Below are 25,642 nucleotides of genomic sequence, written 5' to 3'. Positions count from 1 at the left end.
TGCCCTGCCCTCCTTCATTGAGCCGCGCCCTTGGGACGCGACAGTCTGGCGATGGCGTTTTCCTTGGTGTCGTCGATCACCACCTGACCGTTGTCGACCACGATGATCCGGTCGACCAGGGCCAGCACGCTGGTGCGGTGGGTGGCCACGATGATCGTGCGGCCCTGGCCCCAGGTCGCCAGGTTCTGGATCAGCCGGCGTTCGGTGGTTTCGTCCAGCGACGCGGTGGGCTCGTCGAGCAGCAGGATGTGCGGCTGGCGGATCAGCAGACGCGACAGCAGCAGCGATTGGCGCTGACCACCCGACAGGCCGAGGCCGCCTTCGAGAATCAAGTGATCCATGCCGGTCGGGCACTGGCGCACGAAATCCAGCGCGCCGGTGATTTCCAGTGCCGCGATGATCTCCTGGTCCGACGCCTGCCCGGCACCCATGATCAGGTTCTCGCGCAGGCTGCCGTGGAACAGCCGCGAGTTCTGCGTGAGCAGGCCGATGTCGCGGCGCACGTCGGCAGGGTCGATATGGCCCAGGGCAACGCCGTCGAGGCTGATGCTGCCGCCGCTCAGGTCCAGGCCGCCGGCCAGGGCCTGGAGCAAGGTCGACTTGCCGGCACCGTTGCGGCCAAGCACGGCGATGCGCTCGCCTGGTGCGATGCTCAACTCGTTGACGGTCAGTGCCGGGGTACGTGCCTCCTCGCTGTACTTGAAGCTGGCGCGCTTGAGCTCGTAGCGCCCGCCGATCACCGGCAGGTGCACGCGCTGGGCGCCTTCGGGGTGATCGACCGGCAGCAGCATCAAGCGGTTGAGGCCTTCGAGGGCAACCTTGGCCTGCTGCCAGCGGGTCAGCACATGGGTCAGCTGCGAGACCGGCGCCATCATCCGCGAGGCCAGAATCGAGGCGGCCACCAGGCTACCGGTGGTGAGGTCGCCGGCGATCACCATGGGCGCGCCGAACACGATGACGATGGCGAACACCGCGCTCTGCACGTTCTGCGTCCAGGCCACCAGGCCGTTGGTCAAGGTGCGCAGGCGCAGGCTGCTGTCTGCCGCCACGGCGTTGTAGTGGTTCCATTGCTGCTGGAAGCGCTGCTCGGCCTGCAGGCTCTTGATGTCGTCCATGCCCTGCACGGTTTCTACCAGCATGGCGTTGCGCAGCGCTGATTCGCGCATGGATTCGTTGGCCAATCGCGCCAGCTTGCGCTGGGCCATCAGCCCCGGCACCACCATGGCCACCAGGGCGCACAGCGGAATCAGCACCAGTGGCCCGCCGATCAGGTAGAACACCACCAGGAAGATCAGGAAGAACGGCAGGTCGGCCAGGGCCGTGGCAGTGCTGGAGGTGATCAGGTCACGCAGCGATTCGAGTTCGCGCAACTGCGAAATGAACGAACCGGTGGACTTGGGCCGCGCCGAGTTGCGCAGGCGCATCGCGTGGCCGAAGACCAGGTCGCTGACGCGCAGGTCGGCGCGCTTGCCCAGCAGGTCGGTGATTTTCATGCGCATGATGCGCATGATGAAGTCGAAGGTGATCGCCAGCAGTACGCCGCCGAACAGCACGTACAGGGTGGGCAGCGATTCGGCCGGGATCACCCGGTCGTAAACCTGCATGGAGAACAGCACTCCGCCCAGGCCGAGGATGTTGGCCACCAGCGAGGCCAGCATGACGTGCCCGTAGGGCCTGAGGTCGCGCAGCACGATCTTGCGGAACCAGTGCTCGTCGTAGGGCTTGATGTAGTCGTTGGTGCGCACGTCGCTGACCGGCCGCGCCGGACGCAGGATCACCGTGCGCAGGGCGTTGTCGAGCAGGGTCTGGCGGTCGATGCTGCTCTGCAGCCCTTGGTCGCCGCTGTAGGCGATGCCGATCTGCTCGTCGTCGCCGAGCACCTGGATGATGCCGACCTGACCGTCCTTGAGCTGCACCACCAGCGGCGTGCGCCACTGGGTCAGGGTGGTGGGGTCGTAGCGGGCGAACTTGATCGTCAGGCCGGCCTGCCGGGCCATCTGCCGCAGGACGTCCTCGACGCTGGAATCGTCGGCACGCAGCGATGCGATACGCACGTTTTCGGCCGAGCATTCCAGGCGGTAGTGACGCGCCACACCGAGGATCGCGTCGAGCCAGACCCGGTAGTCCTGGCGCGAGAAGGTTTGCGCGGGTTGTACCGATTCCGCGTCCAGGGGCAGGTTCACGGCATCGTTCATGGCAGTATCTCCACGCCTTGGATGGTGCTTTGATCGATCCGGTAGGCACTGCGCAGGGCACCGGTGCTGTACAGGCAGTCCACCTGCAGGCGGCGCAGATCAGCTTCGGTATTGGCCAGGTCGAAGCGCGACTGGTGGATCTCCTGCTCGGCGTTGAGCAGGTCGAGCAGTGGCCGCGTGCCCAACTCCAGGTATTGCTGGCCATACAGCTCGCGAGCTTCGGAAATGCTGCCCTGGCGCGACTGCAGCGAGCCGAGCCGGCGGTCCAGGCTGGCAGTTTGCGCCTGCGCTTCGAACAAGCCCTGGCGGGCCTGCAGGCGGGCGGCATCTTCGGCCGAGTCGGCGGCAGTCAGGGCATAGGTAGCTGCGGCGGTACGCGCGGTGGTGGCACCGCCCTGGTAGAACGGCACGTCGAGGTTGATGAAGATGCCTGCCTGGGTACGGTCTATATTGGAATTGTTGCTGTTGTAGTTGCTGTCCAGGTAGTGGTTCAGCGTGGGGTCGACCGACAGCGTCGGCAGCCCATCGGCACGGGCCTGGCGAATGGCCGCCTGGGCCTCGACCCGTTGCGCGTTGGCTACCAGGATGCCGGGCAAGGCGTTCATGTCCGGCTCTGCAGCGTTGCAGGAGGCCAGCAGCGACGGCGGAAAATCGTCGTTGACGTCGAACGGCGCGGCGCGTCCTACCAGGTTGATGAGGTTGGCTCGCCAGCGGTTGTACAGCGCCTGGTATTGCAGCAGGGTGGCACGCGCGCCGTCTTCTCGGGACCTGGCCTGGACCACGTCCGAACGCGTGGCGGCGCCCATGTCGCTGCGCTGACGTGCCAGCTCGGCAATGCCGGCGATGCCCTTGATCTGCTCGCGAGCGACCTGCAGCAGGCGTTGATAGCGCTGCACCTCGATGTAGGCCTGGGACGTGTCGCGTGCCACCTGATCGATGCTCAGCAGTACCTGCGCCTGACTGCGGGCGACGCGGGCCTTGGCGACGTCGACCGCACTGTCGACCTTGCCGAAGTCGTAGAGCATCTGCTTGAGCGAGATGTTCACCGCCTGGCTGGTGCCATTGCCACCGTAGGAACTGTCGAGACCACCACGCAGCCCGCCGGTGATGCGTGGATAGTAGCCGGCACGCGCCACGTTGATGCCTTCACCCTGCTGGTACAGGGTGCCGATCGCTTCACCGATGCTCGGGTGCCACTCCACGGCCAGGCGGACGGCCTGGACCAGGCCCAACTGGGTGCCGGTGGCCGGCGTGGCCAGATCGGAATCGTCGAGCCTCGCCCCCGCCGCCGTTGCCGCGGACGCAATCGCAGGCCTGGCGACATTGCGTGGATGCGGCCGAGCGGTCTGCTCGGGGCGGGTTTCCAAGCGGCTCGGGCTGATGACCTTGAGCCCGGGTTCGAGGGTGTCTGCGGCATGTGCCGGCAGGCTGTAGAGCGGTGTGATGCCCAGTGCCAGAACGGCCACTGAAATATGTGTCGCCAAAGAGGTGCACTTCAAGCCAATCCCCCACTTCCTGTTCTTGATGGCACGCCCGATTCAGGCGGCGTGCGACTTCCTGCCGCGACGCCGGGCCCGCAGGCCCGACGCTGGTAGCGGGTATCAGACGACACTGATACCGCTCTGGACCCACAGATGGTGCGAGGGGTCCTCCTGGGGAGTGTAGACGTTGTACTGCACGCCGTTGTCCGTCTGTGTGGCGCCCGGCGCCCAGGTTGCGCCGGTCATGTGCACGGTGTCGTGGCTGTCGCCCAGGATCAGTAGCTTGTCGGTGCTGGCGTCGGTGACCGACAGCAGGTCGCTCAAGCTCAAGGTCAGATTGACCTTGCTGGACTGGTTCAGGTCGATGACCTCGATGTTGTTGATGCGTGCTGCCAGGTTGCTCAGGTCGATGTCGGCATCGCCGCCGCTCCACTTCAACGTATCGGTCCCGGCACCGCCGTCGACCGAGGCGAACGTCTGGTCGTAGATGACGATGGTGTCGTTGCCGTCGTGACCGTGCAGGGTCAGCGCCCCGCCCTGGGCGCCATCGAGCAGATCATCGCCTGAAGTGCCTTGCGGGTCGTGCCGGTCACTGCCGGCAACGGCAGCGTGATCGGCGCTGGTGTCGTCACTGGCGAACGACGCCAGGCGCGCGAAAGTGGCCGGCGCGGCAGCGTTGTTGAGGTTGATGGTCAGGGTGGCGGTATCACTGGCTCCGGTGGGGTGGTTGAGTTGATAGGTGAACACGTCGGTCTGGCCAATCACGGCGCTGCCCTGGTTCAAGGTCGGTGTATAGGCATAGCTGCCATCGGCATTGACCAGCAGCGCGCCATGGGCACCGGCAATGGTGACGCCATTGACTCCGGGCAGAACGAACGCCCCGGCACTCAGCACGCTGAGCGAGGTGTACGAGGAACCCAGTACATCGGCGCCCGCCCCGGTCAGCAGGTTGCCCACCGCCGTGGTGGCGCTGCCGACCACGAAGGTGCTGGTGGACGTCGCCTCCTGACGTACCGCTGCGGTGTAGCTCGATGCCACTCCCAGGCCACCGTTGGTGACGACCAGGCGGTAGGTGCCGGCAGTCTGGTCCTCGACGCGCACACCCAGGCCGGCGCTGCCGATCGCGATCAGGTTGGCACCCGAATAGGACCCTACCTGAACATAGGTGCCGTTGGCCTGCAGCTTGGACAGCACGAAGTTGACCGGCGACAGCAGCGACAGGCCGCTGCCGGTGACCGACAAGGTCAGGTCGCTCAAGGTGTTCGGCGCCACGGTGAACGTGAACTCGCCGCGACCGCCGAGCAAGCTGCTGTCATAGCGACCGATCGTGGCCGTGGTGTCGGTGAACTGGCCGACCAGGCTCAAGGCACTCGCTGCGGTGTCATTGATGGCATCCACCAGCGTGGCGTTGGCGGCCAGGTTGTTGGGGTTCCACACCTCGTTGACGTTGGCGCTGTCGATGCGCACGTACAGATGGGCCGTCGAGCTCAAGCCATTGGGGTGCACCAACTGGTACTGGAAGTCTTCGACCTTGCCCACGCTGGCGACCGCCCCGCTCGGGTTGTAGGTGTACTTGCCGGTACTGTCGATGGTCAGTTGGCCGTACAGGCCCTGCACTATGGTGCCCGCACCGGCCGTCACGTAGGTGCCGTTCTTGAGTACCTGGAGCACCGCACCGTTGTCTGGCCCGGTGCGGTCAGCCAGGCCGTTCACACCGGGATCGGTGATGACGTTGCCGTCCAATGGCGCCGGGGTTCCGGTGAACTGGGTCAGGCTGGTGGTCACGAACTGGATCTGCGTGGTCAGGCTGTCGAGCAGCGAAACCAGACTGCTGGCGACCGTCAACCGATAGTTGCCGGCTTGCAGCAAGCCTATGTCGGCCTGCACCTGGTTAGTCCCCAGCCCGATCAGATTGAGCAACTGCGGATTGGTCGTGCTGTTGGCCAGGGTTACCCAGTTGCCGGCGGCGTTCTGCACCTCCAGAGCGAAGGCCGACGCTGGCAGCACACCGAGCAAGGCGTTGTTGGTCACCGTGATCAACGGGTCGGTCACGGTACCGGCAGCCACCGTGAAACCGAACGCCTTCACCTGGCCCAGCAGCAGGCTGACGCTGGTGTTGGTGTACTCGCTGGCCACCGTGACCGGCGTGATGTTGACCGTAGCGGTTGCCAGGTTGTTGGAGGCGATCACCGGTTCGTTGACGTCGATGTCCGGTGCCGCCACGGCCGCGCCGCCGCTGACGTTGCCGCGCCCGTCGGTGAGCGTGACACTTAGGCGCTCGCCGTTGATCTGCGCGGCGTTCAGGGCCACGGTGAAGGTGCCATCAGCCCCCACGGTGACCGGCGCCACGTTGAGCACGACGCCGTTGGCAGCCTTGACGCTGACCGTGGCGCCCGGCTCGCCGGTCCCGCGCAGGGTCAGACCATCGCCCGCCACTACCAGCCCGGTGGCCAGGTTCGGCGGGGTCAGGTCCGGCGCGGTGGTGGTGGCCGTTGGCGAAACGTTGGCGGCGGCATCGGCCTGGCTGACGGTCAGCACCTGGCTGTTGATCTGCGCGGCATTGAGGGTAACGCTGTAGGTGCCGTTGGCGGCGACCAGCGCCGTGCCCAGCACGCTGGCGCCACTGCGCACGGTGACCGTGGCCCCCGCCTCGCCGGTGCCCGACACCACTGTGCCGCTGGCACTGATAGTGGCGGTTGGCGCAGCCGGTGGCGTGGTGTCGGCCACACCCAGTTGGCCCGCTGCGGACACGTTGCCGGCCGCATCGGTGAGGGTCACGCGCAGCGCGCCTCCGTTGAGCTGCGGCGCAGCCAGTGTCACCGTGAACAGACCCAGCGCGTTCACCGGCCCCTCGGCCAGCAGAGCGTTGTTGGCCCCGTAGACCTTGACGGTGCTGTTGGCTTCGCCGACGCCGCTCAGGCTCACGCCGCCGACCAGCAACAGCGCGGTCGGTGCGTTCGGCGCGGTGGCATCACGGGCCGTGAGTGTAGTGATCGGCGACGTCAGCCCGGCGGCGTCGGTCTGCACCACGGTCAGTTGCTGACCATTGAGCTGCGCGGCGCTGAGACCGACGCTGAAGTTGCCGCTGGCATCGACCACGGCGTTGCCCAATGCCACGCCGCCGACGCTGACGGTCACCCGCGCGCCGGCCTCGCCCTGCCCGCTCACGCTGCTGCCATTGGTGGCCAGCGCAACGTTGACCAGCGCCGTCGGTGGGGTGGTGTCGAGTGCCAGGAACGGCGTGCCCACCGACACATTGCCGGCGGCATCGGCCAGCTTGACGCTGAGCAGTTGGCCATTGAGTTGCGGGCTGCTCAACGTGACCGCGAAGGTGCCATTGGGCAGCACGGTGGCCGTGCCGATGGCAACCCCCGCAGCGTTGTAGACCGTGGCGATGGCACCGGCTTCACCGGTACCGCTGAGGGTCTGCCCGGCATTGCTCAGGCCGGTGATCACCGGTGCCACGGGTGCGATGATATCGGGCGCGGCGATGCTGACCGCCGTGGACACGTTCTGCGCGGCATCCACCTGCACCGCCGTCAGGGTACCGCCGTTGGCCTGGGCCACTGGCAGTACCACGGCGAAGCTGCCGTTCAAACCGACCACACCAGTGCCTACCACCACGCCGGCGGCATTGGTGACCCGCACGGTGGCGCCTACCTCGCCTCGGCCGGTGACCAGCGTTCCGGTACCGTTGACGTCCAGTGCGGTGATGGGCACTGGCGCGGTGCTGTCGACCGAGGTGTAGAAGGTCGCGATCGACGTGAGCGCGCCTTTGGTGGCGTGCAGTTCGAGCACCTGGCCGTTGGCCTGGGGTGGATTGAGCGTCACGGTAAAGGTCGTACCGGTGGTGACACCGGTGCCGAGCACGGTCCCGGCGGCGTTGCGCACCACAACGGTAGTGCCCGCCTCGGTGGTGCCGGTCAGGGTCACGCCGTTGCTGGTGATGGTGCTGACCTGCGGCGCGGCCGGTGGCAGCTCCACAGGAATGTTCAACGAGGCGATAGCCGAAGGATTGCCCGCCGCATCGGTCTGGATCACGGTCAACAGCTGACCACCGAGGGCAGCCGGCAGCAGCGGCACCTGGAAGTTGCCATTGACGTCGACCACAGCCGTGCCAAGCACCACAGGGGTCTGCCCGACCAGCAACCCGACAGTCACGGTCGCCCCGGCCTCGCCCTTGCCGGTGAGCACGGTGCCAGCGGCATTCACCACCAGTTGCGTGGCCAGGCTCGGAGGGGTGATATCTGGAACGGTCAAACGTGCCAGCGCGGATTTGTTGCCAGCGGCATCCTGCGCGTACACCTCCAGCGTCCCGCCATTGAGTTGTGCCAGGCTCAGCGGCACGCTGAAGGTGCCATTGGCGCCGACCAGCACGTTGCCCAACGCCGCGCCCTGCGCGTTGCTCACGAACACCCTCGCGCCCGCCTCAGCCGTGCCGTTGAACAGCAGGCCGTTGGCGCTCAGGCCCAACCCTGTCGGCAGCGCCGGAGGGGTCAGGTCAGGGGCGTTGACGGTGACCCCGGCAGAGGTGTTCCCCGCAGCGTCGCGCTGGACCAGCAGCAAGGCTTCGAAGTTGGTCTGCGGGGTGCTCAGGGTCACGTTGAAAGTGCCGTCCGCGGCCACCACGGCGGTGCCCAGTGTCGCGTTCAGCGGACCGGTGACGGTCACCGTCGCGCCGGCTTCGCCACGCCCGGTGACGATATGACCGTCGGCGCTGACCGCCGTCAGGGTCAATGCCAGTGGCGCGGTGACATCCGGTACGGCAAAGTTGAACGGCAGCGAGACGTTGCCAGCCACGTCGGCCTGGGTCACGACAAGCACCTGGCCGTTGAGCTGAGCAGTGGCCAGGTTGACGGTGAAATTACCGTCGACATCGGCAGTCGCCGCGCCAATCTGCACACCCAGCACGTTCTTGACCACGATGCGCGCAAGCGCTTCGCCGCTACCGGTCAGTTGCAGGCCGTTGGTCGATACCGCCAGGTTGACCAGTGCGGTCGGAGCCTGGAGATCGCTGGCAGTAATGGTGACCGCAGCGGAGGCGTTGCCGGCGGCATCGACCTGGCGGACGCTGAGCACTTCACCGTTGATCTGCGCCACGCTGAGCGTGACGCTGTAGGTGCCATCGGCGTTGACCGTGCCGGTGCCCACCGACACATTGAGGTTGTTGCGGATGATCAACTGCGCACCGGGCTCGCCGGTACCGGTGAGCAGCGTGCCAGTCGCGTTCAGCGCCAGAATGGTCGGCGCCGCCGGAGGCGTGGTGTCGCCGGCCAGCAGGCTGCCGGGGCCCGAGACATTGCCAGCCGCGTCGGTCAGCGTCACCACCAGCGACTGACCGTTGAGCTGCGCCGGCAACGTCACCTGGAAGGTACCATCGGCCGCTACGGTGGTCGCCGTGCCCAGGGTCACGCCTGCCGCGTTCTTCACCAGCACCGTGGCATTGGCTTCGCCCACGCCACTGAGCACGGTACCGCTGGCATTGAGCAGCAGTTGCGTCGGCGCAGCCGGTGGGGTCAGGTCCGGAGCGAAGATCGGGGTGCCTGCACCCACGTTGCCGGACACATCCGTCTGAGCCACGGTCAGCGGCTGATTGTTGATCTGCGCCGGCGACAAGGTCACAACGAAGCTGTTGTCGGCTGCCACCTGGGCGCTGCCCAGGACTACACCGGCGGCGTCGCGCACGGTCACCGTGGCGCCAGGCTCTCCCCGGCCGGTGACAGTGGCACCGGTGGTGAGGTTGATTGCAACCTGGGTCAGCAATTCGGGTGCAGTGGTGTCCGGCGAATTGATCGTCGCGATTGGCGAGACATTGCCTGCGGCATCGGTCTGCATCAGGTTCAGAAGCTCGCCGGTGATCACCGCTGGCGTCAGAGTGACGCTGAAATTGCCCGCCGCCGATACCGGGCCGTTGCCCAGTACGGTACCGTCCAGCCGGGTCACGCTGACCACGGCACCGGGCTCGCCCTTGCCGGTCAACAGGCTGGTCAATGCGCCGTCATTGCTGATGGCGATATTGGTCAAAGGCACCGGTGCGGTGGTGTCGCCCGCCAGAACGGCGCCCGGCACCGACACGTTGCCCGCGGCATCGGTCAGGGTCACGCCCAGGGCCTGGCCGTTGACCTGCGCCTGGCTCAACACCACCTGGAAGCTGCCATCGAGCAGGACCGTGGCGGTGCCCAGAACGACGTTCTGAGCGCTGGTGACCGTAACCACTGCACCCGGTTCGCCCGTGCCGGTCAGCACCAGGCCCTGGTTGATGACCGCCAGATCGGCCGGCGCTGCGGGTGGCGTACGGTCGCCGGCAAGCGTGACGAGGGGCAGCGAAGCGTTGCCGGCCAGGTCGGTCTGCACCACGCTCAAGGCCTGGCCGTTGAGTTGTGGCGTGGCCAGGTTGGCGACGAACACCCCTGTCACTGCGACCACGGCGGTGCCCAGCACTACGTTGCCAGGGCCAGTGATCACCACGGTTGCACCAGCTTCGCCGCGCCCGGTCAGGACCGTGCCGTCGAGGCTGACCGACAGTGCGCCAAGGTTGCTGGGAGCGGTCACATCCGGCGCTGTCAGTTGCGCCGGCAGCGAGGTCAGCGCGCCGTCGGCGGCCGTGACCTGGAGGATCTCGCCATTGAGCTGGGCAGCAGAAAGCTGCACCTGGAAGACGCCGCTGCCATCGACGGTCGCGGTACCCAGGACGGTCCCTTGCAGGTTGCGCACGGTGATCAGGTTGCCGACATCACCTTGGCCCACCAACTGCAGGCCATCGGTGCTGAGCACCAGTGCGGTCGGTACATCCGGGCCATTGGTGTCCGGTGTGGTGACGGTGGCGACGGTCGAAACGTTGCCGGCCGGGTCGGCCTGGGTGACGCTGAGCAAGGTGCGGTCGCCGGAGATCGGATCGAGCGTCACGGTGAAATTGCCGTTGCCATCGACCGTGGCCGTGCCGACCGCGACACCACCCACGCCGAGTACGGTGACCTGTGCGCCGATTTCGCCCTTGCCGGTCAACAGCGCACCGTCGGCGCTGACCACAAGGTCGGTGACCGGGTTCGGCACCGTGGTGTCGGGCGCGACCACCAGAGTGGTCGACGAGACGTTGCCCGCCGCATCGGTGGAGGTGACCAGCAAGGTCTGGCCATTGGTCTGCGCCGCCCCCAGAACCACTTCGTAGCTGCCGTTGGGGGCGACCGTGGCGGTCCCCAGCACATTGCCCTGAGCATCGCTGACGATCACCGTGACCACGGTGCCCGGTTCCGCAACACCCACCACTGCCCCACCGCTGAGGTCGACGGCGGCGGTAGGTGCCACGGGCGGTGTGCTGTCCACCGCAGGCACCAAGGCCGTCGGCGAAAGGTTGCCGGCCGCGTCGGTCTGCGATACGGCGAGATTGCCGCCGCCCAGCTGCGCGACCGCGAACGGTACGGTGAAGGTGCCGGTAACGCCGATGACGACGCTGCCCAGCGCAGTACCGTCGGGCGCGAGCACGGTAACGGTGGCGCCCACTTCGCCGCGACCGGTCAGCTGAGTGCCATCGGCACTGGCCAGCAGATCGGTCACTGCGCCCGGCGCGGTCAGGTCGAGGGCCTGCACCTGCGCAGGCACCGAGACCAGCGCACCGAGGTTGGCAACCACTTCCAGCTGTTCGCCGTTGAGCTGCGGGCTCGACAGCGTGACCGTGAAAGCACCGTTGCCATCGGCCACTGCGGTGCCCAGCACCACGCCGGTGGCACTGCGTACGGTCACGGTATTGCCAGCATCGGCCAGACCGCTCAGCTGCAGGCCGTTGCCACTGAGCAGCAGCGCGCTGGGTTGGTCCGGACCGGTGCCGTCGGGTGCGGTAATGTCCACGTCGTCCGAGGCGTTGCCCACGGCATCTTCTTGTACAACGGTGAGCACGTCCCCCGGGGCGACGGGGGCAGTGAGGGTGATGAGGAAGCTGCCCGTGGCACCGACCACGCCGATACCGATCACGGTGCCGCCCGCGTCGCGCACGGTCACCTCGGCAGCCGGCTCGCCGCGGCCAGCCAGCAGATCGCCATTCGGGCTGATCACCAGCGCGGTGACCGGCGCAGGCGGGGTCGTGTCCAGCGCCAACAGCGTGGTGCTGGCGGACACATTGCCGGCGGCATCGGTGGAGGTTACCAGCAAGGTCTGGCCGTTGGCCTGCGCGGTGCCCAGGTCGACCTCGTAGCTGCCATCGGCTGCCACCGTGGCAGTGCCCAGCACATTGCCTTGAGCATCGCTGACGATGACCGTGACCCGCGTGCCGGGTTCGGCGGTGCCGGTCACCAGGGTACCGGCAGGATTGAGCACCGCTGCTGGAGCGTCGGGCAGCGTGCTGTCGCGAGCAACCACGGTCACGGCTGTGGATGGGTTGTTGCCGCCGTCCACCTGCACGGCACTGAGCACCTGACCATTGGTCTGCGCGACGTTCAGCGACACGGTAAAGGCGCCCGTGACGCCGACCGTCGCCGTGCCCAGCACGGCGTTGTCGGGGCCCCGAATGGTCACGATCGAGCCGGCCTCGCCGCGCCCGGTGACCTGCGTGCCGTCAAGGCTGACCAGCAGGTTGCTGATCAGGCCGGGCGGCGTGGTGTCGGCTACCGTGATCAGCGCAGGCAGCGATACCAGTGCGCCGCTGGTGGCAATGACTTCGAGCGTTTCGCCATTGGTCTGGGCTACGTTCAGTGCGACCTGGAAATTGCCCGTGGCGTCCACCACTGCCGTGCCCAGTACCACGCCCGTCACGCTGCGCACGGTAATGGTGTTGCCGACATCGCCCTGCCCGCTGAGGGTCAGGCCGTTGCCGCCCAGCAGCAGCGCCGTGGGTTGATCGGGACCGTTGACATCCGGGGCGACCACGACGGTTGCCGTCGACACGTTGCGGGCCGCATCGGTCAAGGTGACGTTGAGCACCTCGTTTTCGCTGGCGGCGCGCAGCAGCACGACGGTGAAAATACCATTCGGACCGACCGCTGCGGTGCCGAGCACGTCGCCATTGACGGCACGCACGGTGGCAGTGCTGCCGATTTCGCCCTGGCCGACCACGGTCAGACCATCGAGGCTGACACCCAGAGCAGTGGGCGCATCGGGCGCGGTGAGGTCGGCGGCGATCACGGTGATGCTGGTCGATGTGTTGCCGGCGGCATCGGTCGACGTGACCAGCAGCGTCTGGCCGTTGGTTTGCGGAAACGCCAGGTCGACCTGGAAGGTGCCGTTGGCCGCGACCGTGGCTGTGCCCAGCACATTGCCTTGGGCGTCACTGACCACGACCGAGACCACGCTGCCGGGTTCTGCCTTGCCGATCACCGCCCCGCCCTGCGGCGTGAGCACGACATCGGTCGGCGCTGCCGGCGCCTGCAGGTCCGGTGCGCTCAGCGTGACGTTGGCAGAGAAGTTGCCGGCGGCATCGACCTGGCTGACAGTGAGCTGCTGCAGGTTCACCTGAGGATTGTTCAGCGTGATGGTGAACTGACCGCTGGCGTTGACGTCGGCGCGGCCCAGTTCGGTGTTGCCGAGCAGTACGCGAACCGAAGCACCGGCCTCGCCGCGACCGGTCACCACCAGGCCATCGGCGCTGATGAGCACTTCGCTGAGCGCGGTGGGCGGGGTAATGTCCGGCGCCTGCAGCGCAACCGGCACCGAGGCGTTGCCGGCCGCGTCGGTCTGCAGCACGTCCAGAAGCTGGCCGTTGGCCTGGGGAGGATCGAGCACCAGGCTGAACGTGCCATTGGCGGCCACCACGGCCGAGCCGAGCACGGTGCCGGCGACGCTGGTGACGGTGACGGTCGCACCGGCTTCGCCGCGCCCGGTGATCAGGCTGCCGCCGGCGTTGATGGCAGGCGCCACCACCGCCACCGGTGCAAGGGTGTCGCGGCCAACCACACTGCCCACCACGGACAGATTGCCCGCGCTGTCGCCGAGGGTGACCCTCAGGGTACCGCCGTCGATCTGCGGCGCGTCCAGGGTGATCTGGAACGTGCCGTTGGCGTTCACGGTGCCGGTACCGACCTGGACGCCCAGGGCGTTGCGCACCACCACGTTGGCACCCGCCTCGCCGGCGCCGGTCAACACTGTGCCGACATCGTTGAGCACCAGCGCGACCGGTGCTGCGGGCGCGGTCAGGTCAGGCGCGATCAGGGTCACGCCCAGCGACAGGTTGCCGGCCGCATCGGCCTGGGTCACGGTGAGCACCTGCAGGTTGGTCTGGGCCGGCACCAGGTTGATCGTGAAGGTGCCGTCCGTGGCCACCGTGGCGGTGCCGACAGACTGGTTCAGCGCGTTGCGCACGGTGACTTGCGCGCCTGCCTCGCCGTTGCCGGTAACCAGCGCGCCGTTGGCGCTGAGCTGGACGTTGGCAAGCAGGTCGGGCGCAGTGGTGTCTCCGGCAGTCAGCGACACCGGAATCGAGATACGACCAATCGCGTCACTCGCCTGCACGCTCAGCACTTCGCCGTTGCGTTGCGGGGCATCGAGCAGGATGCTGAACGTACCCAACGCATTGACCGTACCGCTGCCCAGCAGCACACCCGTGGTACTGGTGACACGAATGAGCGCCCCCGCCGAACCGGTGCCGGTCAGGATCGCGCCTTCCAGTGTCAGCAGCAGATTGGCCGGAGTGATCGGAGCACCGCCATCCGGGCCGTTGACCTGCGCCGGCAGCGAGGGGTTGCCTGCGGCATCGGTTTCGATCACGGTCAGCACGTCGCTGAGGATGGCGGGCCGGTTCAAGGTAATCAGGAAAGTGCCGCCCGCATTCACCGTGCCGGTGCCGAGCAAATCGCCGTTGGCGGCGGTGATGCGCACGGTGGCGTTGGCCTCGCCCGAGCCGCTGAGCAAGGTGCCGTCGGCGCTGACCACTAGATTGCTGACCGCTACCGGTGGGGTGATGTCGGCTGCCAGCAGGGTGGCCGGCGCCGAGGTATTGCCTGCGGCATCGGTAGCCGTGACGCGCAGGGCCTGGCCATTGGCCTGGGCAGACGCCAGGGTGATGGCGAAGGTGCCATCGCTGCCGGCAACGCCGCTGCCGATGACCTGGCCCTGGGCTCCGGTGATGCTGACGGTAGCACCTGCCTCGGTGACACCCGAAAGCAGCGTACCCGCCAGGCTCAGCGACAGCCCGGTCGGCACTGCCGGGGCGGTGATGTCGGCTGCCTGCAGGCTGAAGGTGGGCGAGACGTTGCTGGCGGCGTCGACCTGCACCAGCGACAACGTCTGACCATTGAGTTGCGGACTGCTCAAAATGACAGTGAAGCTGCCGTCCGCGGCCACTACAGTGCTGCCCAACGACACACCGGCGGCACTGCGCACGGTCACATTGGCTCCCGCCTCACCCGTACCGCTGACCAGCCGTCCGTCGTTGCTGAGCACGACGTTGAGCAGCGCGGTCGGCGCGGTGGTGTCCGGGGCGCTCAGCGGTGTGGCTGGCGAGGTGTTGCCCGCCGCATCGCTCTGCGTGACGGCCAACAGTTGCCCGGCTACCTGCGGCGTGTCCAGGCTGATCTGGAAGCGGCCATTGGCGCCTACCACGCCACTGCCGACGAGGTCGCCGTTGGCATTTCTGATTTGAACGGTTGCACCGATCTCGCCGGTACCACTGAGCGACGACCCGGTGCTGTCGAGTACCAGCGCAGCGGGCGCCAACGGAGCCAGGCTATCGCCTGCCTGCACGCTGACCACTGCCGACTCGTTGCCGGCTAGGTCGCGTTGCGACAGGGTAAGGGTCTGGCCATTGTTCTGGGCTTGATTCAGGTTGACGCTGAACAGACCATTTGCATCGACCACGCCGGTGCCCAGCACCAAGCCATTGCTGGCGAACACGGTAACCGTGGCACCTGCTTCGCCACGCCCGCTGACCACCAGGCCATCGGCGCTTACCAGCGGCTGCAGCACGCTGCCGGGCAGGGTCAGGTCCGGTGCGGTCACAGTGGCCGGCACCGAACTGTTGCCTGCCCCGTCGACCTGGTTGACCTGCAAGCGCTGCGCATCTATCTGCGGCGGCGTCAGCGTCACACTGAACTGCCCGCTGATACCGACGATGGCCGTGGCAATCGCCACGCCGGCCGGGTTGAGTACGGTGACCGTGGCGCCTGCTTCGCCGCGCCCGGTGATCAGGCTGCCGTCATTGCTGATGACGACATTGGTCAGCGCCGGAGCTGTGCTGTCGATGGCGGTAAGCTGGCCGGGCAGCGAATTGAAGCCACCGCTGCTGGCCACGACATCCAGTTGTTCGCCATTGGTCTGCGCCGCGCTCAAGGTCAGCTGGAACGTACCATCGGCATTGACCGTGGTGGTGCCCAGCACGCCAGTAGAGCCGCGCACGGTGATGGTATTGCCCGCGTCGGCAATCCCGCTCAGGCGCAGGCCGTCGGCGCTGAGCACCAGCGCGGTAGGTTGATCGGGCCCGTTGGCGTCGGGCACCGTCACGCTGGCGGGCAGCGAAACATTGTCGAAACGGTCGGTGAGCGTCACGCTCAGCACGGCGTTCTGTGCGACGGGTGTCAGGGTGACGAGAAAGCTGCCAGTCGGCCCGACAGTGCCGGTACCGATCTGCGCGCCTTGGGCATCGAACACGGTAACCGTGGCACCGACTTCGCCTTTGCCGGCCAGCAGGGTACCCGCGGGATTGACCGCAAGATCGGTGGCCTGGTTGGGTGCAGTCAAGTCGGCGGCAATGACGGTGATCGAGGTGGACACGTTGCCGGCGGCATCGGTGGAGGTCACCAGCAGCGTCTGGCCATTGGTCTGCGGCGTGTTCAGGTTGACCTGGAAAGTGCCGTTGGCGGCGACGGTCGCATTGCCCAGCACATTGCCCTGGGCGTCACTGACCACCACCGACACCACCGTGCCGGGCTCGGCCTGGCCGGTGACGGCCGAGCCTTGCGCGGTCAGCACGACGTTGGTGGGCGCGCTCGGCGCCTGCAGGTCAGGCGCAGTCAGGTTGACGTTGGCCGACAGGTTGCCGGCGGCATCGGCCTGGGTCACGGTGAGCGACTGCAGATTGATCTGCGGCGTGCTCAGAGTGACCGAGAAGCGCCCATCGGCGCCGACCGTCGCAATGCCCAGTTCGCCACCGGCACTGGTCAATACCCGCACGGTCGCCCCCGCTTCACCCACACCGGTGACGACCGCGCCGTTGGCGCTGATGGCAACGGTGTTCAAAGCGATGGGCGCGGTCACGTCGGCGGCGACCAGCGCCACCGGCAGCGACAGGTTGCCCGCAGCGTCCACCTGCTGCACATCGAGCACCTCGCCATTGGCTTGCGCAGGTACCAGATTGACAACGAAGCTGCCGGTTGCACCGACGACGGCGCTGCCAAGCACCGCGCCATTGGCTGCGGTCACGCTGACCGTCGCGCCCACTTCACCCTTGCCGGTCAGCAGCGTGCCCGCCACATTGAGCTGCAGGCCAGTCACCACGCCCGGTGCGGTAACGTCGGCGACAGGCAGCGCCGCCGAGGGCGAAACGTTGCCTGCCGCGTCCGTCAACGTCACTTGCAAAGTGGTGCCGGTCAGCTGCGCCGTGGTCAGGGTGATCTGGAACGTGCCGTTGGCGGCCACGCTACCGTTGCCGATGATCACGCCTGCCGCATCGCGCACGGCGACTGTGGTGCCCGCCTCGCCGACACCGCTGAGTACCGTGCCCAAAGCGTTCAGGCTCAAGCCCGACGCAGCCAGCGGAGCGGTGAAGTCCGGAGCAGTCACGCTGACCGCGGCCGAGACATTGCCACCCGGATCGGTCTGGGTGGCGGTCAGTACCTGACGGTCGATCAGTGCCGGGGTGAAAGCGATGCTGAAGGTGCCATCGCTGCCGACCGTGCCGGTGCCGAGCAATTGGCCCTGGGCGCCGCGCACGTTGACCGTGGCACCGACCTCACCCGTACCGCTCAAGGTGCTGCCGTTGGCGCTGAGCTGGACGTTGTCGAGGGCATCGGGTGGAGTGACGTCCAGCGCCGTGAGCAGGGTCGTCACCGACACGCGCACGCCGTCGCTGGCCTGCACGCTGAGCAGCTCGCCGTTGTTCTGCGCCGGCGACAGGGTCAGGCTGAACTGGCCGGAGGCATTGACCACGGCCGAGCCGAGTACTGCGCCTTGCGCATCGACGACGGTCACGGTGTTGCCGGCCAAGGCAGTACCGGTGAGCGTCACGCCATCGAGGCTGATCACCAGGTTGCCGGGGGCCGCCGGCTCGTTGCCGTCCGGCCCGTTGACAGTCACGGGTGGCGACGCATTGCCGGCCGCATCGGTCTCGATCACGTTGAGGACGTCGCTCTGCAGCGCCGCACGATTCAGTGCAATGACGAAAATACCATTGGCACCCACGGTGCCGGTGCCGATCAGGTCGCCGTTGGCGGCCCGCACGGCGACACTGGCGCCCACTTCACCGGTGCCCGACAGCGTCAGGCCATTTGGGCTGATCGCCAGGTTGCCGACCGCAATCGGCGCGGTGGTGTCGGCGGCGACCAGGGTGCTGGCCGCCGAGCTGTTGCTGGCCGCATCGGTGGCCACGGCCTTGAGGCTCTGGCCATTGGTCTGGGCCGCGCTCAAGGTAATGCTGAAGGTGCCATTGGCTGCCACTGTGCCGGTGCCCAGCAGCGTGCCTTGTGCATTGGTGATGCGCACGGTGGCGCCCGCCTCGCCGGTACCGGTCAGCACCAGCCCGCTGGCGTCCAGCACCAGGGCCGCCGGGGCGCCGGGCGCAGTCACATCGGCAGCGGTGACGAAGGTGGTCGGCGACACGTTGCCGCTTGGGTCGGTCTGGGCGGCGCCCAGGCGTTCGCCGTTGACCTGAGCGCTGGCCAGGCCAACGCTAAAGGTGCCATCGCTGCGCACAACGGCGCTGCCAAGGACGGCGCCGTTGGCCGCGCGAACGGTGACCGTGGCCCCGCTCTCACCGGTGCCGGTCACGCTCAGCCCATCACGGCTCAGGAGCACATTGGCCAAGGCACCGGGAGCGGTGCTATCGGCAGCGGTGATCGCTACCGGCACCGAGGTCTGGCCGGCGCCGTCAGTCTGGGTGACCTCCAGCAACTGGCCGTTGGCCTGGGCCGGAGAGAGGCTGACCTGGAACGTACCGTTAGCCGCGACCACGGCATTGCCCAGCTCGACGCCGTTGGCACCGACCACGCGCACCGTGGCACCGGCCTCGCCCAGGCCGGTCAATACGGTTCCGCTGCCGTTGAGCTGCAAGGCACCGGGTGCGCCAGGCGCATCGGTGTCGGGTGCTTGCGCAAGAGCGATGGGCGAGCGGTTGCCGGCAGCGTCGCTCTGGCTGACGCTGAGGCTCTGGCCGTTGGTCTGGGCAGCGTTGAGCGTAACGCTGAACAAGCCGTCGCTGCCCACCGTTGCCGTGCCCAGCGCGACGCCGTTGGGCGCGAGCACCGTCACGGTGGCCCCGACTTCGCCGCGTCCGGTCAGGGTCAGGCCGTCGTTGCTCACGGCCAATTGCGAGAGCGCGGCCGGTGCGGTCAGGTCGGGCGCGGTCAGGTCGACGGCGGTGGCGCTGTTGCCCGACGCATCGGTCTGGACGACCTGAAGCTGTTGGGCATCCAGTTGCGGTGGGTTCAAGGCGACGCTGAAGGTACCGTCGGTGGCGACGGTGCCGGTACCGATCACCGCACCGTTGGCGCCCCGCACGATGACGCTGGCACCTGCTTCACCGCTACCGGTCACGGTGCTGCCATTGGCACTGATGGCGACGCCGCTCACCGGGTCAGGCGCGGTCGAATCGAGGGCGGTGATTTCGACCGGCACCGAGGCTTCGCCCAGCGCATCGGTGGCGATCACCGACAGCACTTCACCGTTGGTCTGGGGTTGGGTCAGGGTAATGACGAACGTGCCGTTGGCGGCTACGGTGGCCATGCCCAGCAGATTGCCCTGCGGGCCGAAGACGTTGACGGTGTTGCCGGCGCTGCCGGTGCCGGTCAGCTGCAGGCCGTCGCTGCTCAATGCCAGATTGCCAGGCGTGCCCGGACCAACCGCGTCGGGTGCAGTGATGAAGACCGGGGTGGAAACGTTTGCGGCGGCATCGGCTTGCACCGCGCTCAGCAGGTCGCCTTCGACGGCAGCCGGTGCCAGCGCAGTGCTGAAATTGCCGTTGGCGCCGACGGTGGCGATGCCGATCACCACGCCTGCAGCATTGCTGATGGTCACCGTGGCACCCGGCTCGCCGCGCCCGGTCAGGGTCAGGCCGTCGGCGCTGATCGACAGGTTGGTGACCGCATTCGGCGCGGTGGTGTCCGGCGCGGTGAAGGGAACCGATGCCGAGGTGTTGCCGGCTGTATCCACGGCGCTCAACGTCAGTGCCTGGCCATTGGCCTGAGCGCTCGACAGGGTGACCTGGAAGGTGCCGTCGGCCGCGACCAGGGCGGTGCCCAGCACCGTGCCGGCCGCGTTTTTCACCGACACCGTGGTGCCGGCCTCGCCCACGCCCGAGAGCACGGTACCGCCGGCATTCAGGGCCAGGTTGCTCGGCGCCACCGGTGCTTCCAGATCAGGTGCGGTCAGGCCGACATTGGCCGAGGCATTGCCGGCGGCGTCCTGTTGACCGACGAGCAGCGCCTGGCCATTGGTCTGTGGCGCAGCCAGGGAAAGGTTGAAGGTGCCATCGGCCGCGACCACGCCGGTGGCCAGCACTGCCCCGTTCGCTGCCGTGACGGTGACGGTATCGCCCGGCTGGCCACGACCGCTCACCAGGCTGCCGTCAGCACTGATAGCCACTTCGCTGAGGTCCACGCCGGCGGTGATGTCCGGCGCCGTCGCCGGTACCGCAACCGAAGGATTGCCGGCCGCATCGGTCTGGGTGACGCTGAGCACTTGCCCATCGGCCTGGGCCGGGGAGAGGCTGACAACGAAATTGCCGGCGGCATTGACCGTAGCAGTGCCTACCACGTTGCCCTGGGCATTGCGCACGGTCACGGTGGCGCCAGGCTCGCCGATGCCGGTCAGGGTCGTGCCATCGGCATTGAAACCAAGGTTGCCGACGGCGGCTGGCGCTGTGCTGTCGGGCGCAACGAAGGGCACCGGCACCGAGGCTTCGTTATCGAAGTCGGTGGCGATGAGCGTCAGCGTCTCGCCATTGGTCTGGGCCTGGCCAAGGGTAATCGAGAAGCTGCCATCGACGTTGACGATGGCGCTGCCCAGCAACACGCCCTGGCTGGTAAAGACACGCACGGTATCGCCGGCATTGCCGGTACCTGTCAGGGTCAGCCCGTCCTGGCTCAGGTTGAGGTTGTCCGGGGTGCCGGGGCCGATGTCATCAGGCACCAACATGCTGAACGTGGAGGTGACGTTACCGTTCTCGTCGGTCTGCGTGGCAGTGATCGGTTCATTGGGGGTGAGGCGCAGTGCAAAACGGATGAAAAAGCGGCCGAACGCATTCACCACCGCGCTGCCGATGGCGTCGCCAGCGGCGTTGGTGATGGTCACGGTGTCGCCCGCCTGGCCGCGGCCGCCGCAAGAGAAACCATCGGCGCTGACGACGAAATCGGTGATCGGTTCGGACACGCTGAGGTCCGGCACCTGCAATTGGCCAGGCAGCGACGCATTGCCCGCCGCGTCGGTGGCCACCACGCTGAGGGTTTCGCCGTCGATCTGAGCAGCGCTCAAGGTGATCTGGAAGATGCCGCTGGCGTTGGCCGTACCGGTGCCGAGCAGGTTACCGGCGGCGTCGCGCACCGCCACGGTAGCGCCTGCCTCGGCGCGCCCGCTGAGCACCAGACCGCTGCCGTCAATGCTCAAATTGCTCGGCGCAGACGGGGCCTCGATGTCCGGGGCCAGCACGTTGGCGGGCAACGAAACATTGCCTGAGGCGTCGGTCAGGGTAACGCCCAGGCCCTGCCCGTTGGCCTGTGCTGGACTGAGATCGACGCGGAAATTGCCGCTGGCATCCACGGTTCCGGTGGCAATCAGGTTACCGGCCGCATCGGTGACATTGACCAGCGTGCCGGCCTCACCGCGACCGGTCAGCACGCTGCCATTGGCACTGATGGCCAGGCCGGTCGGCGCGTTTGGAGCGGTGGTGTCGGGGGTTGGGTCAGGCGTTGGGTCAGGAGTAGGGCCAGGGGTCAGGTCAGGCGCAATCAGGCCTGCGGCGGGCGATTGGTTGCCCGCTGCATCGGTTTGCGTGGCGCTCAAGGCTTCGCCGTTGATCTGCGGCGGGGTCAGGGTCAGGTTGAACGTGCCGTCGGCCGCTACCACGGCCGAGCCCAGGACCACGCCGGTGGCCGTGGTCACGGTGACGGTAGCGCCGGGCTCGCCGGTACCGGTCAAGGTGCTGCCATCGGGACTGAGCGCCAGTGCACCGGGCGCTGCGGGCGCAGTGATATCGGGTGCGGTGATGACCACCGGGTCCGAACTGTTGCCCGAGCCGTCGGTGATGATCACTTCCAGCGATTCACCATTGGCCTGAGGCGTGGGGAACGCCACCTGGAAATTGCCATCGGCACCCACGGTTCCGCTGCCGACCACGTTGCCTTGGGCATCGCGAATGATCACCGAGGCATTGCTTTCGGCGCTGCCCGAAACGCTGCTGCCATCGGCGGCGAAACTGAGCCCGGTCGGGGCGCCCGGTGCCGTCGTATCAACGGGCGGTACCGGTTCCACGGGCGGTACGGGCGCGCCGCCGCCACCACCGCCGCCACCGCCTCCGCCGCCCACTGCAGCCGTGGTGGCGCCTACGCCTACCAGGCCGAACGCAGCGAGCAACCAGCCAGGCGTGGCACCGCTGGCGGCCGCACCGGCCAGCAGCAATTCGTCCACGGTCGAGGCTTCGGAGAAGGTAAAGCCGGTGAAGGGTTCACCGTAGTTGGCCTGCCAGAGAAAACCGTCCTGGCCTTCGAAGACCAATTCACTCTGCTGCCCGGCCGCATCGACCTTGAAGAAGTCTCCGAGCGTTATCTGCTCGCCGGATTTGAGGGTGATGGTCAGATTGTTGCCGGAACGCGTGGCCGAAGCGACATCGCTGGGATCCACTGGCAGTTTGACCAGGCTGGTATCCAACAGCTTTATATTGCCCCAGGCGATTTCCGAGGTGCTTTGCGCCGACTTCGCAGCAACAACGATACTGTCCATACCTACTCCTAGCAGATTCTTGCAGTGCACTACGGGGCACTGCACAAACAACTTCACGCGTACTCGGCGCTAACCGAGGCCAGTGATTCAAGGTCTCTTCTAATGTTTGCCCCGGACGGGGCACTGCACACTGGGTCGGTTCACCCGTAACAGCCCGGCTGAACGATAAACAATTGACATCTTTCCATGACGAGCCCACCTTAAACTTATAACTGCTTGTTTTAGATTGACTTTTAAAATCCATTCAACTTGACTGAGGCTTTATGGCGCTGCGCCATCTATGGGTTAGGCTAGTACGTGATGGCACTCAAGAGCTGACGATTTATAACAATTTTCGAATATCACATTGCTATCATTGAACAAGAGATGGACAAAATCCGTGGTGCGATATTAGTTTGCGCAACAACTAAGCATAGATAATCGATTCATCACTCATCAACGCATTGAGGCGACGCGGACATGGCGGGTGCGCAAGTGAAGTCTTCGTCATGAACCTTGCCCGAGCTGATGAAACCAACGACAGAAGTCAGCGCGCTAGTTGCGAAGTGGCCCAGCGCTCGGTGTACAGTGGGCGGTACAAGAACTCACCCACAGGACCCTACCGTGACCCGCCCAGCCCCGCTGATCAGCGCCGACTTCGATAGCGGCAACATCGAAGCGATCGACCTACGCGACCCTCTCGACATCCAACTGGCGATTCGCCCGGACCGGCAGAGCCCACACTTTCAGTGGTTTCACTTCAAGGCTGCCGAGCTGCAGGTCGGGCAACGCTACGAGTTCACGCTGCAGAACGCTGCGCAGTCTTCCTATAACAATGCCTGGCACGGCTACCACGCGGTGGCGTCCTGCGACCAACAGACCTGGTTCCGCGTGCCCAGTACGTTCGATGGCCAGGCACTGCGGTTCGGTCTGGACGCTCAGGGCAGCGAGATGTGGTTTGCCTATTTCGAGCCCTACAGCCGGCAGCGGCACGACGCCCTGATCAATCGCGCGATCACCCAGGCGGGCCTGCAACTGCTGGCTGTCGGGCAAAGCTGCGAGGGGCGGGAAATACCGTTGCTGCGCAAGGGCGACGGTGCGCCCGGCAAGCGTCGGCTGTGGCTGATCGCCCAGCAACACCCTGGCGAACACATGGCGCAGTGGTTCATGGAGGGCGTGATTGATCGTCTGCAGGCGAATGATCCGCAGATTCAGGCCCTGCTGGCGGTGGCCGATCTGTACCTGGTGCCGAACATGAATCCCGACGGCGCCTTCCACGGCCACCTGCGCACCAACGCCCGCGGTCGCGACCTCAACCGTGCCTGGCAAGACTCCAGCGCCGAATACACCCCCGAGGTGTTCTTCGTGCAGCAGCAGATGGACAAGCACGGTGTCGACCTGTTCATCGACGCCCATGGCGATGAGGAAATCCCGTACGTGTTCACCGCGGCCTGCGAGGGAAATCCCGGCTATACACCGCGCATCGCCCAGCTGGAGCAGACCTTTCGCGACCTGCTGTGTGATCATACGGCGGATTTCCAGGCGGTACACGGCTACACCCGCGACAAGCCGGGCGAGGCCAACATGACTCTCGCCTGCAACAGCGTCGGCGAGCGATTCGACTGCCTGTCGCTGACCCTGGAAATGCCGTTCAAGGATCACGATGCGGCTCCCGATGCGCTTACCGGCTGGAACGGCCAGCGCTCGGCGCGACTGGGCGGCGATGTGCTGAGCGTGCTGGCGCAGATGGCGCCTAACTTGCGTTGACCCCCACGTTGCTCAAGGAGCGCCCTGATTGACCGCACCGCCGTCGCTGCTCGCCTTGTACAGGCGTCTGTTCAAACCTGAATGCAACGCCCAGCCCTGCGCCAACACTGGCCACGCCGGTGGCGCACTGCGCGCCTGGTTCGACGAGCGCGCCCGGCAGGCGGGCTATACGCTGGGCGCCGATCAGGCGCGGGTCATCGACAGCATGGCCGAGCGCATGCCCGCGTTGCTGCAGGGCACGCCGGCGAGGGGTCTGTACCTGTATGGGGCCGTGGGGCGCGGCAAGAGCTGGCTGCTCGACGGCCTGTTCCGCGCCGCCCCTGTGGATGAGAAACGCCGCCTGCATTTCCATGATTTCTTCGCCAAGCTGCATCAGGGCATGTTCCATCACGGCCAGGCCGATGATCCGCTGGCCAGCACCCTGGATGAACTGCTCGATAACTGCCGCCTGCTGTGTTTCGACGAATTCCACGTGCACGACATCGGCGACGCCATGCTGATCACGCGCTTGTTCAAGGCGCTGTTCGACCGCGGCATCCTCCTGGTAGTGACCTCCAATTACCCGCCGGAAGGCCTGCTGCCCAATCCGCTCTATCACGAGCGCTTTTTGCCCGTCATCGAACTGATCAATGCGCGCATGCAGGTGCTCGAAGTCGGCGGCGCCACCGACTACCGCAGCCTGGCCCAGTCAGGTGCACAGCAGTGTTTCACCCGCGGTCACTACGTATGGCCGGGCACGCCGGCACAGCGTGCGCTGCTGCAATTGCCGCCCGCCGACCTGGCACCGCTGGCGTTCACCGTCGGCCACCGCGAGCTGCGTGCCCGCCTGATCACGGGCGAGCGTATTCATTTCAACTTCGCCGACCTGTGCGAGGAGCCGACCGCTGTCATTGATTACCTGGCTCTGTGCAGGCGCTTCCAGCACTGGAGCATCGACCATCTGCCGATGCTGGACGAGTGTTCGACCGCGGTTCAGCAGCGCTTCATCAACCTCATCGACGTGCTGTACGACCAGGACAAGACGCTGACACTGGTCAGCGAGCGGCCCCTGGCAGAGAGCCTGGCAGGGTCGGTCATCGACCTGATGCGCACACGCAGTCGATTGGGGCAACTGATCATGCTGGGCGAGCCACCGCGCCGGTAGCTCGTCCT

5 protein-coding genes are annotated in these 25,642 nt (G+C 66.7%); 2 read left to right on the top strand and 3 right to left on the bottom strand.

Annotated elements, in window-relative coordinates:
* Positions 1–14: 14 nt before the first annotated feature.
* From IFT76_RS09945 to IFT76_RS09935, 3 genes are all read right to left on the bottom strand, one after another.
* Positions 15–2,195, bottom strand: a complete 2,181-nt coding sequence (locus IFT76_RS09945; protein WP_185794494.1) for a type I secretion system permease/ATPase — start codon at positions 2,193–2,195, stop codon at positions 15–17.
* A complete protein-coding gene (locus IFT76_RS09940) occupies positions 2,192–3,679 on the bottom strand; it encodes a TolC family outer membrane protein (RefSeq protein WP_192058170.1) in 1,488 nt (495 codons plus the stop codon). The genes IFT76_RS09945 and IFT76_RS09940 overlap by 4 nt, the downstream gene beginning before the upstream one ends.
* A 117-nt stretch (positions 3,680–3,796) precedes the next feature.
* On the bottom strand, positions 3,797–22,744 hold the full coding sequence (locus IFT76_RS09935; protein WP_192058168.1) for a BapA/Bap/LapF family large adhesin: 18,948 nt from the start codon (positions 22,742–22,744) through the stop codon (positions 3,797–3,799).
* 603 nt (positions 22,745–23,347) lie between these two features.
* On the opposite strand from IFT76_RS09935, the gene IFT76_RS09930 reads away from it, so the two are divergent.
* Positions 23,348–24,490, top strand: coding sequence for a M14 family metallopeptidase (locus IFT76_RS09930; protein ID WP_342214347.1), 1,143 nt, complete (start codon positions 23,348–23,350; stop codon positions 24,488–24,490).
* A gap of 46 nt (positions 24,491–24,536) precedes the next feature.
* Entirely contained in the window at positions 24,537–25,634 is a 1,098-nt protein-coding gene (gene zapE, locus IFT76_RS09925; RefSeq protein ID WP_446731099.1) for a cell division protein ZapE, read from the top strand.
* Positions 25,635–25,642: the final 8 nt, after the last annotated feature.

Origin of the sequence: Pseudomonas sp. CFBP 13727, from assembly GCF_014841915.1 — a bacterium.
Taxonomy (GTDB): Bacteria; Pseudomonadota; Gammaproteobacteria; order Pseudomonadales; family Pseudomonadaceae; genus Aquipseudomonas; species Aquipseudomonas baltica.
Note: the sequence above shows the minus strand (reverse complement) of the source record. Positions and strands in the feature narration are given on the sequence as shown.

Coding starts and splice junctions, on each gene's coding strand:
- IFT76_RS09945 (WP_185794494.1), bottom strand. CDS start 2,195: ATGAACGATGCCGTGAACCTGCCCCTGGACGCGGAATCGGTACAACCC.
- IFT76_RS09935 (WP_192058168.1), bottom strand. CDS start 22,744: ATGGACAGTATCGTTGTTGCTGCGAAGTCGGCGCAAAGCACCTCGGAA.